The organism is Candidatus Bathyarchaeota archaeon (assembly GCA_029882535.1).
Taxonomy (GTDB): domain Archaea; phylum Thermoproteota; class Bathyarchaeia; order Bathyarchaeales; family SOJC01; genus JAOUKM01.
This window is the reverse complement of the sequence record JAOUKM010000047.1, coordinates 1-8,359: the sequence shown is the minus strand read 5'-3', so window position 1 is coordinate 8,359 and position 8,359 is coordinate 1. Positions and strand designations below refer to the sequence as shown.

The following is an 8,359-nucleotide window of genomic DNA, read 5'->3' as shown; positions in this document are numbered from 1 at the left end:
TCATAAACGCAGCACTATGGATACGATCAGGCAAGTTCAAGATGGTTCTCGTCTCTGGATGGGAAAAAATGAACGAGCTTCACATCCAGAAAATAAACGAAGCCATAGCAATCGCCGGAGACACCGATTGGGACTTCGTATCAGGTTTCACTTACAATGCGTTCTATGCAACACTAGAAGCTCGACGAATGCACGTCTTTGGAGACACCGAAGAAGACTTGGCTGAAGTAGCGGTTTTGAACCACAACAATGCGCTTGACAATCCCTATTCGCAGTGGTTAGCCCGACATGGTTCCAGCAAAATCTCTGTCGAAGACGTTTACAAATCCAGATTGATCTCCTACCCATATAGGCTTCTCGAGTGTGCCATGACCAGTGAAGGTGCTTCCTCACTTCTTTTGGCAGACGAAGAAACAGCTAGGAAGCTCACAGACACGCCGATATGGATAACTGGTGTAGGCTTTGGAACGGATACAATGAGACCCGGAGACCGCCCAGACAACCCAGCATGGAAAGGACTATTTCCCGAAGAAGAAAACACTTGGCCAGACAACATACCCCGTCCAATGTCGCCCTATCCAGACTTGGTCAACTTCGGCTCATTCAAAGTAGCCGCAAGAATGGCATACAAAGACGCTGGAATAAAAGACCCACGACGCGAGATTGACTTCGTCGAAATATTCGACCCTTACGCCGGCGTCGTGATAGCTGGACTTGAAGACATGGATTTCTGTAAGAGAGGCGAAGGAAAGACGATGATCAGAGAAGGCGTGATTGAACCTCACGGAGAACTCCCCTGTCAACTAAGCGGAGCCTTAACAGCTCAAGGACACGCAGTTGGAGCTACGTCAATCGCCCAAGTAGTAGACGTTTACTGGCAACTAAGCCAACAAATCGGCAAGAAATGGGGCGCACCAGGAAGACAATTGAGTAACCCGAAAAGAGGACTGATACAAGGACACGGCGGCACAGGATGCCAAGCAGGAGTCACAATTTTGGAGGTGTAATGACATGCCAAAACAACCTGAACCAGAAAAAATCGTAAAAGAAGTAGAATATGACAAAAAGTGGTGGGACGAATGGGTTCGCAAAGGCGGCTGGAGACCCGAAGGCTACAAAATAATCGAATTGGAAGATGGGCCAAGCCTCAACGAACTAACTCCTCAAAAATTCATGATCGCGCATAGACCCCACGCTAACATGTTCCATCACAGCTACGGCAAAGTCTCAAAATTCTTCGAAGGACTGCTAGAAGGAAGACTGTTGGGAACCAAATGCCCAAAATGTGGACTCACCTATTGTCCACCGAGAGCGCACTGCTTCAACCCTAAATGCAGACTACAAGAAACAGAATGGATCGAACTTCCAAAAAGAGGCACAGTACATTCTTACACAATCATGGCAATCGCATGGCCCGCACTGGCACACATGCAACCCCTTGTCGGGGCGATGGTGAGAATTGAAGGAACAAACACATGCTTGCCCATGCTAATGAAAGACATCGACCCCGAAAAAGTAAACATCGATCTCAAAGTAAACATTCACATAGCCGAGAAACCGAAAGGCGACCTGCTAGACGTCTACGGAACCCCCGCAGAAGAACCCAGAGGCCCAAAAAGAACCGAAGAAGAACTAAAACGTTTCAGAGCAGACATGGAACTCACAAGAGAATGGGTCCGAAGAAAATTCGGCTCCAAGTAACCCAAAACAGCCTCACCACAAACCACACTCCCCCTTTTAACCAACCCAAAAAAAGCCAACCCTATTAGGAACTAAATAGAACGGTCCATCTTCTGCGCCGAGAACACAAACAAACCCTCACCCAAACCCAGCCAAACCAAACGACTTCCTAAGCACACCCACATTGACCTCACCAACCTGAAAAACACTACCTGTCACAATGTTGTTTACAATAAACATTGCTGGTGCAAAAAGACTTGAATCAATTTGATAGAAGTCATAGTTAGCTTCTCTAAAGATTTCCCTAAAAGGCTTGCCATAATGCTTAGATGCCGAAGAAGGAGCTTTTTCCAAGAGAGCTTTTAGTTCATCGTCATCCTTGTGCTTTAAGGCGTAATAGGCAACTCCGCCGTAAAGAATTGCGTCGTTCGTTTTTCCCATAGCTTCTGCTAATTTTGGGTGAACAGGAGCAATGGGTGCACATCCCCACGCATACTTGATAGATAATGGGGCAACTCCCAACTTAGACAGCTTATGTACGCCTGTTTCCACAATTCTCCCCGAAACCTGCGTCGAACCTGCCACGCTTGTTGTGGAAACCAGAATAATGTATAGCTTGTTAGGCGAAACTTTGCATTCAAAAGAAAGCTCTTCAAGAAGGACCCTTGGCGGTTCTTTAGAGGCTTCCAGAACCATCACCGCAACACCTGATTTATCCTCATATTTTATCTTGTCATAGATGTCGCGAGGCTTCAAAGCTAATGCACGAGCAGGACCAGACCCAATTGCAAAGAAACTGCCTTTTTTTATTTGCCACCCTGCAAATTGAGAACCTAACGTGGCTACGGCGGGCTGATCGGTATGGACGAATATTGATGGAAGTTCGGAATTGCCATAGCGTTTTGGAAATATTCGTGCTTTGGCAAGGCCGCCCATGCAAATTTCTGTGATCATTCTGCCCGCGTTGAAACCTCCTTTTGCATGTATTCCAGCGTCAATTAATGTTGTACCTAATTTGGTTTTTTTAACTGAGACAAGGTATTCTTCAGATGCCGTGCACAACTTCTGCACTAATTCATAGGCTTTTTGGTTTACGCTCAGCACGTGTGGGTAATTCCTTTTGAATTAAATATAAATTGAACGGAGTGTTCTATCAGAGTAGTTCTTCGTAGCCTTTCAGATGTTCGTTCTTGTTTTTTGACACGTAGAGTTTTCCGTTTCCATGCTCAGCAAGGTCGCCGATAAACAGGTAAAAAGGTTCTTTGATTTCTTCTCCCTCTGCCTTTGCTTTGCTTTTTATGTTGTCAATTGTGAATGTGGGTAAAATAGATGCGACGTGGTTACATAAGATTATTTTTCCGCCTTTCATAAATGCTCCTGCTCTTTCTTTCGTGTTTCCTTTGACAATTATAGTTCCGTTTCTCATGCGGATGCCCACAAACTGGTCTATGTCACCGTAGACTTTAATGAAACCTTTCCTCATGTAGCAGCCAACTTCAGCTCCAGCGTTCCCATGTATAATTATGGTTCCGCCTTGCATACCTTTTGTGCTTCCTCTATAGGCCGCGCCAATATAGTCGCCTGCATTTTTTCTCACTTCGATCACCCCACCCTTCATTGCAGAACCAACCCAAGAGCCAGCATTGCCTTCTACCGTGATTTTTCCGCCTTTCATCTCTTCGCCAAGATGCATTCCAACATCGCCTTGAATCCTTACTTCGCCCTCAGTCATACCTGCACATATTCTTTGAGCTTTGGAGAGATTTCCAACAAGATGGATTGTTACTTCGCTGGGCGTTTTTCTGCAATTTCCTTCTACCTCAAAAACATCTCCTAGTGAGCGTTTGCGGTTTCCCTCCCAAAACTGAAGTTCCGCAATTTTACTTAGTGACTTTCCGGCAAAAACGTTTGGAGAAATACATTCTGCATTAATCGGTACTCTTAACTCCTTTTTTAGATGCAACATTACAGCCATTTTTTACACCTTTGCTTGTACTGAGATTGGGGTTGCGGCTGCCAGGTGATGCTCAGGCACAGAATAGTTTTCATATTTAATTGTATAGTACTCCTCGAAGACTTTCTGAAGCTCGGGTTCAATCTCAATAAGGCTCGGAGAAGCCTTTACATTAACCCAGTATGTTTTCCCACTAACAGATTTTACAACTTCACCGTTTTTCACTACAACTTCCCCGTCTTTTATGGTGTAGACAGCGTTCTTGAAGGCACGTCTAATAGCCATTGGATGCTTTGCTAAATTCATTTTGTCTGGATCCAAATCGTAGATGGCTACGTCTGCGTCTGCCCCAATCCCTAAGTGTCCCTTGTTTTTTAAACCTAAAGCCTTAGCTTGTCCAGCTCTAGTAGCTATTGCAATTTCGTAGAGTGTGTATTCTCTATCTATTGCAGGGAGCAGGGCTTTACGTCTTGCTCTTTTACTTATTTTCTTCATAACTGTATCTCTGGCTTTTCGGCTCATGAGCCATGCGATAATCTTTGGATATGCCGTAAAGGGACCGGCGTTGGGGTGATCTGTTGTTAGGAATATTTTCCATGGATCTTTTATTTGAAGGGTGAGTTCTAACCCTATTGTCCACTGAATTGCGTGGACGTAACTTTTTCGTTTGTAACTGAACGGCACTATTCCTGAGCTGGTTTCAACCTCTACGTCGTTGTTTACCCACTTGTTGCCAGTGAGCCGATAAAGGATAAATTGGAATGGGCCGTCTGCAGTCATCGTCGTCGTGTTTGTAAAAATGATTTGCCCCATGTCTAGGGTAACGTGGCTGTGAGAATTTACGTATTTGGCAATTTCCTCTGAAGCAGATTTGAGAGTGCGCCAATCTTTGCCTGCAAAGGCACTAAACTGGCAATGGGTTAAGTGAATGGTTGGTTTTCCATCTGTCGCTAAGTCTTCAACACATTCCATAGTTTCTAAGGCTGTGAGATAGTTGCCAGGTTTTCCCAGATTATTTGTGTGTACATGTATTGTGTGGGGCAGGTTGAGGAGCTTATTTACTTTGCACAAGCCGCGAACGATTTCGCGTGGAGTTATGTCGAAGTTTGGTACAGGGTCATCAATGTTGCGGACATTTCTACCAAAGCCCCACGCCTCTAATCCTCCAGGGTTAACAATTTTGATGGCGTATCCTTTGGTTGCATTCACCATCCAAGCTACATAAGCGGCGCATTCCTCATACTCTTTTGCCCTCAAATATTCCAACACAAACCAGTTGCTGCCTAAAAGAGGATACGACCCTTTGTCTATCATTGGTGTGTCATTCAGTTCCTCATGTGTATGTTTAGCTTTTAGTGGAGGCATCGCTGGATCCATTACGGTAGTCCAGCCCATTCTCGAGTAACGATAGCCTGTTGTGAAGGTTGAGGGAATAGAATAGCCAACTCCTGAACGTGTTAGAGCAGTTTTAGATTCCACATCTTTATAATGGTCCTCCGGCCGTAACAATCGGCCTGTGTTTACTTTGGCGCCTGCAATGTGTGAGTGCATATCTACACCGCCTGGCATCACGACCATTCCAGACGCATCGATTACTTTAGCATTTTCTAATCTCTCTACAATCTTGCCGCCATAAACAGCAATGTCCATTTTTTCTCCGTCAATGTTGTTTAACGGGTCGTAGACAAAGCCACCCTTGATCAAGAGTCCTTTCATTCTACGCTTTTTCCCTTTACCGCTTTATGCGTCTAATTTGACGCAAGATTCTTCGCAAAATCTCTTCGTCGGACAAACATGTTCTTGGGGGTTCTACCAATTTTTTCAAAGGTAACGGAACGCGGTCCATGCGGTATGCTGTTCCCTCAGCCTCAACTCCCACAAAAGTGGATGGAAACACGACGTCTGCCATCATGGTTGTTGGAGAAATCACAGGGTCAATGGCAATTAGGGGATTTTTCACCAAATTCCGAGCTGCTTCTCTTGGAAAATTGGAAACCGGATCGGATGCAACAATCAAACCTGCATCAGCTTCATCGCGGCATAGTATGTCTACAACAGACGTCTCACCTGGATTGTAACGTGGATAACCTTGTGAAAAATCTACGGCAAAGGGATAACCTGTCTGCCAAGTGGAAACAACGTTTGCACCAGCGACATTGAAATGTCCTCGCATCGGCATGATGACGAACTTTGTGCGGTAATTTAAGTCTCGTGTCAAAGCAATTGCAGCATCAATGTTCTGCAGTTTTCCAGAACTCATAGTTAACCCCACTCCGAAGAACAAGACGCCAAAATCGCATCCAACCATTGCATCCGCTACGTCTTCGAGCAGTTCAACGGACACGCCGGCAACCTCATCGACTTCAAGTTCTTCATCTTTCACCAGCAAGCGGAGAGCTTGAAGGAGTTCAAAATCTTTGTTAGGTTCGACTTGAACGAAGAAATCGGCAAGTTCTGCGGAACGAGTTTCTCGGACATCTACAACAATTAGCTTTCGCTTTTGTGTCTCGAATTTTGGTGGCAGTTTTTGCCCCACGATAGCCGGCAACGAAACTTCCTCCATCAACACCAACTCTGAAGCTCTGTTGAGTCTTTTCTTGCCTAGTATGCCTCGTAGACGTGTAACATAATGCTCCCATTCACTTTTTTGGAAGCGCCCATCTGAAAAGGCTGTGTAACGTTCCATGTGGCGTGGGTGGGCGCTGTAGGGGTCGCTTGCCCAATAAATGATTAGGTCGGCGCGGTGGCGTATTTGGCCTAAGGTGCATGTTGGTATGCCGACGTCTTGGATGCCGAGTATTGAGGGACCGTGGCAAACGGTGGAAGTGTTGTCTATGACCCCCCCAACTTCTTCGGCTAATTCTACCCCTACCCGAATTGCTTCGCAGCTTGTGCAGCTCCAACCGTAGAGGACTGGGTAAGATGCATCGACGAGGATTTGAGCGCTTTTCTTCACCGCCTCGTCAAAAGAGACTTCGGTCAATTCTCCCTCTTTTCTCACGAGGGGTTCTAGGTTTCGATGCTTAGGGCTGGAAAAGTTTATGAATTTTGCTTCGCTAATTGCACATGCGTTTTTGATGTCTGTTATTACGTTTTTCTCCACTGTTACTTCGAGGTCGTCGCAGAGGGTTCCACAGACTGGACAAGTCACGCTTTTAATAACTGGCATTGTTATTCTTTCCTGAAGGTTTGTTTCAGAAGTTGCGGTATGCTTGGAACTTTCTCTGTTGGGGCAGGTTGTATTTCCGCTGGGATTCCTTTGAAAGACGGCATGCCTGTTCCGTGTGTTCGAGGGTCGACTATTATGTTTGCCCAAAGTCCGTAGGGCATGTAAGCAATTTTTGGATGAGGCGCTCTTTTAGACTCTTTTACTTTCACAATCACTGATCCGTGTTTTGTTGATACTCTTATGTTAGAATTCTCTTTGACAGTTAGTTCTTTTAAGTCATGAAGATCTATTTCACAGATGGCTACGTTTTCGCGATACTCATCCGAGAGTTTGCCGTGTTCTTTGCTGGTGCCTTGGTCTATTGTTCTTCCAGTTACAAGCGTGACTTCAATCTTTGACATTATTTTCCACTGTTTCTATTGTTCTCTGGTGGTTAAAATGTTGAGACGTTTCTTAAGGAGTTTTCCATTATTAAGCTGTTTATCTCATCGATGTGGGTGTTTGCTGCTTTGATTAGACTCTCTTTTGTATGCTCCTAATAGAGGCTGTGTATGGAGGTTTGTTGAGTGGGTTTGATTTTTTGGTGATTAATGTGGTTACTTGGATTTGCTTATTTTGAATATTGATTTTCGTTTCATAATGGATTTTAAGGTAGAAAGATATCGCACGTTTGAGTTAAAATGGGCAAAGTTGAAGAAGTTCGTTTGAAAGTTGCTAAGCTTCAGATGGAGGCTAAAGAACTTAAACGTCTAAGGTCGGACTGCAACCATCTCAAAAGATTTCGCAAAATGATTGTCAGAGAAAAATTCGACTAACAGTGCGATGGTTCAATGGAACAGAAATTAGAAAAGGCGTTAGAAGAAGCTCTTGACAAGTTACTTCAGGGAACTCTTGAAAATACTTACTATCGATTGATGGACAAGAAATTTCTTAATCTTGTGAAATCGAAGAGAGACTTTCTGTGCGGTGTTGTTGTAGGCGACTTACTTGAGGGTTTGGGCTTTTGCATGTATGGAGCATATAAAAGATACCCTAAAGACGAAGAGTTTAAAGAGTTATTCAAGATGATCCGAGGGAAATCAGAAGAAATACGGGAGAAGATTAAAGCAATACTTTCAAAATGATGCGATTATAATAAGAATGCTATTGATAATTGTTAATTTTGCTTGGCTACCTTGTTTATTGAGCGTGTTGAGGAAGAAAGAAATCTCGAAACAAAATCTTTGAAGCCGACGTTTCCTACTAGGGCGCCCATAAGAAAGCTTATCAGTATAATTTCGATCCAAGCTTTGGGGATAACGATGGGCAACATGAACGCCATGGCAAAGCCATAGAAGTAAAAGACTAGATAAAGAAAATAGAAAACTGTGAACAAACACTCAGGAATGAATGATATAAGCACAATGGGAACTGTGAAAGTGGAAGGTCGTGAACTCTTGCTTATTTTTAGTCCTTTGTAAAGCAGACCAGTTGTAAAGCCTGTTAGAGCCTTTCCTACAGGTATTCCAATAAGAGAAAGAAGCCCGAGACTGCCTACTGTGAAGCCAAACGAGTAC

10 protein-coding genes are annotated in these 8,359 nt (G+C 44.3%); 4 read left to right on the top strand and 6 right to left on the bottom strand.

Annotation, left to right across the window (positions count from 1 at the left end):
• Positions 1-1,007: thiolase domain-containing protein (locus tag OEX01_08895; protein MDH5449097.1), on the top strand; the 1,007-nt coding region annotated here is incomplete at its 5' end.
• A 4-nt stretch (positions 1,008-1,011) separates the two neighbouring features.
• Positions 1,012-1,701, top strand: a complete 690-nt coding sequence (locus tag OEX01_08890) for a Zn-ribbon domain-containing OB-fold protein (protein MDH5449096.1) — start codon at positions 1,012-1,014, stop codon at positions 1,699-1,701.
• 117 nt (positions 1,702-1,818) lie between these two features.
• Here the strand turns inward: OEX01_08890 and mch are convergent, their stop codons facing one another.
• The 5 genes from mch to OEX01_08865 are packed head-to-tail and all read right to left on the bottom strand — an operon-like array spanning position 1,819 to position 7,204.
• Positions 1,819-2,784 carry a methenyltetrahydromethanopterin cyclohydrolase gene (gene mch, locus OEX01_08885; GenBank protein ID MDH5449095.1) on the bottom strand — a complete coding sequence of 322 codons (966 nt, stop codon included), beginning with the start codon at positions 2,782-2,784 and terminating at the stop codon, positions 1,819-1,821.
• Positions 2,785-2,833: 49 nt separating this feature from the next.
• The gene (locus OEX01_08880) at positions 2,834-3,655 is read right to left on the bottom strand and encodes a formylmethanofuran dehydrogenase subunit C (GenBank protein MDH5449094.1); all 822 of its coding nucleotides are present in this window, start codon (positions 3,653-3,655) and stop codon (positions 2,834-2,836) included.
• A gap of 3 nt (positions 3,656-3,658) precedes the next feature.
• Positions 3,659-5,350 carry a formylmethanofuran dehydrogenase subunit A gene (locus OEX01_08875; protein ID MDH5449093.1) on the bottom strand — a complete coding sequence of 564 codons (1,692 nt, stop codon included), beginning with the start codon at positions 5,348-5,350 and terminating at the stop codon, positions 3,659-3,661.
• Between the two features lie 16 nt (positions 5,351-5,366).
• Positions 5,367-6,803 (bottom strand): formylmethanofuran dehydrogenase subunit B, encoded by a 1,437-nt coding sequence (locus OEX01_08870; protein MDH5449092.1) that lies wholly within the window; start codon positions 6,801-6,803, stop codon positions 5,367-5,369.
• A gap of 2 nt (positions 6,804-6,805) precedes the next feature.
• Complete coding sequence (locus OEX01_08865) at positions 6,806-7,204, bottom strand: molybdopterin dinucleotide-binding protein (GenBank protein ID MDH5449091.1); 399 nt, start codon at positions 7,202-7,204, stop codon at positions 6,806-6,808.
• A gap of 279 nt (positions 7,205-7,483) precedes the next feature.
• On the opposite strand from OEX01_08865, the gene OEX01_08860 reads away from it, so the two are divergent.
• Together OEX01_08860 and OEX01_08855 are read left to right on the top strand one after the other, a co-directional pair.
• Positions 7,484-7,618, top strand: coding sequence for a hypothetical protein (locus tag OEX01_08860; GenBank protein MDH5449090.1), 135 nt, complete (start codon positions 7,484-7,486; stop codon positions 7,616-7,618).
• A gap of 15 nt (positions 7,619-7,633) precedes the next feature.
• Entirely contained in the window at positions 7,634-7,927 is a 294-nt protein-coding gene (locus tag OEX01_08855) for a hypothetical protein (protein MDH5449089.1), read from the top strand.
• 32 nt (positions 7,928-7,959) lie between these two features.
• On the opposite strand, the gene OEX01_08850 is transcribed toward OEX01_08855, so the two are convergent.
• Positions 7,960-8,359: hypothetical protein (locus tag OEX01_08850; protein ID MDH5449088.1), on the bottom strand; the 400-nt coding region annotated here is incomplete at its 5' end.

Bases quoted from the DNA above. Each gene is read 5' to 3' on its own strand.
- OEX01_08890 (MDH5449096.1), top strand. From the start codon at position 1,012: ATGCCAAAACAACCTGAACCAGAAAAAATCGTAAAAGAAGTAGAATAT.
- OEX01_08880 (MDH5449094.1), bottom strand. From the start codon at position 3,655: ATGGCTGTAATGTTGCATCTAAAAAAGGAGTTAAGAGTACCGATTAAT.
- OEX01_08875 (MDH5449093.1), bottom strand. From the start codon at position 5,350: ATGAAAGGACTCTTGATCAAGGGTGGCTTTGTCTACGACCCGTTAAAC.
- OEX01_08870 (MDH5449092.1), bottom strand. From the start codon at position 6,803: ATGCCAGTTATTAAAAGCGTGACTTGTCCAGTCTGTGGAACCCTCTGC.
- OEX01_08865 (MDH5449091.1), bottom strand. From the start codon at position 7,204: ATGTCAAAGATTGAAGTCACGCTTGTAACTGGAAGAACAATAGACCAA.
- OEX01_08860 (MDH5449090.1), top strand. From the start codon at position 7,484: ATGGGCAAAGTTGAAGAAGTTCGTTTGAAAGTTGCTAAGCTTCAGATG.
- OEX01_08855 (MDH5449089.1), top strand. From the start codon at position 7,634: ATGGAACAGAAATTAGAAAAGGCGTTAGAAGAAGCTCTTGACAAGTTA.